The organism is Neobacillus paridis, from assembly GCF_016765675.1.
GTDB classification, from domain to species: domain Bacteria; phylum Bacillota; class Bacilli; order Bacillales; family Cytobacillaceae; genus Neobacillus; species Neobacillus paridis.
Window position 1 is genome coordinate 1 of sequence record NZ_JAESWB010000346.1, and the last position, 1051, is coordinate 1051.

Genomic DNA, 1051 nt, shown 5'->3' on the forward strand with positions numbered 1-1051 from the left:
CTGCAGCGCGGCGATCTTGTCGAGCGCCTCCTGCAGGTAGTTTTCGCCGAAGGCGCGCTGGCCGGCATCGAATGCTTCCTGCACCGCATCCGGACCAAATGTCTTGGAAACGGCCAAAAGGGCGATGTCCGATGGATTACGGCCGGCATTTCTCGCTGCCGCAACAATCGCCGCATGTACTGCTTGCAGGTTTTCCGTGATGTGGGACATAATTTGATGACTTGCGGAAACATTTTCCGATTTTTCGTACGCTTCCACCTTGGTGGCTCCGGGCCAGACAGCCTGCCCACTTCCTGATTTTTCCTCTTTCGCGGGCCAGGGATTATAAATGGACATCTCCGAATTACTCGCTTTCTCGGTCAAGAACAAGGCTTCCGATCTCCATCTCTCGGCTGGATTGCCGCCGATGATCCGTGTGCACGGCGATGTACGGCGCATCAACCTGCCGCCACTGGAGCACAAGGATGTGCACAGCATGATCTATGACATCATGAACGACGGCCAGCGCAAGGCTTACGAGGAAAACCTGGAAATCGACTTCTCCTTCGCCATTCCCGGCCTGGCGCGTTTCCGCGTCAACGCCTACAACCAGGACCGCGGCGCCGCCGCCGTATTGCGCACGATTCCGTCGACCATCCTCAGCCTCGAGCAGCTCAATGCGCCCAAGATCTTTGCCGAACTGGCCTTAAAGCCGCGCGGCCTGGTGCTGGTGACCGGGCCCACTGGCTCCGGCAAGTCGACCACGCTGGCGGCCATGGTCAACCATGTCAATGAAAATGAATACGCCCACATCCTGACCATCGAGGACCCGATCGAGTTCGTGCATGAGTCGCGCAAGTGCCTGATCAACCAGCGCGAGGTCGGCGTGCATACCCATTCCTTCAACGCCGCGCTGCGCTCGGCGCTGCGGGAAGACCCGGACGTGGTGCTGGTGGGCGAGCTGCGCGACCTCGAGACCATACGGCTGGCGCTGTCGGCGGCGGAAACCGGCCACCTGGTGTTCGGCACGCTGCATACCTCGTCGGCGGCCAAGACCATCGACCGTATCATC

Annotated in this window: 1 protein-coding gene and 1 pseudogene; one reads left to right on the forward strand and one right to left on the reverse strand. The window is 60.0% G+C overall.

All coding sequences use genetic code 11. The features are described 5' to 3' along the window. A pseudogene (locus tag JK635_RS29150) lies at window positions 1–258 on the reverse strand (hypothetical protein); the annotation flags it as partial. 70 nt (window positions 259–328) lie between these two features. Between JK635_RS29150 and JK635_RS29155 the strand changes: the two are divergent. Next, window positions 329–1051 (forward strand): PilT/PilU family type 4a pilus ATPase (locus JK635_RS29155; protein ID WP_202655783.1); only part of this gene is annotated, 723 nt, incomplete at its 3' end.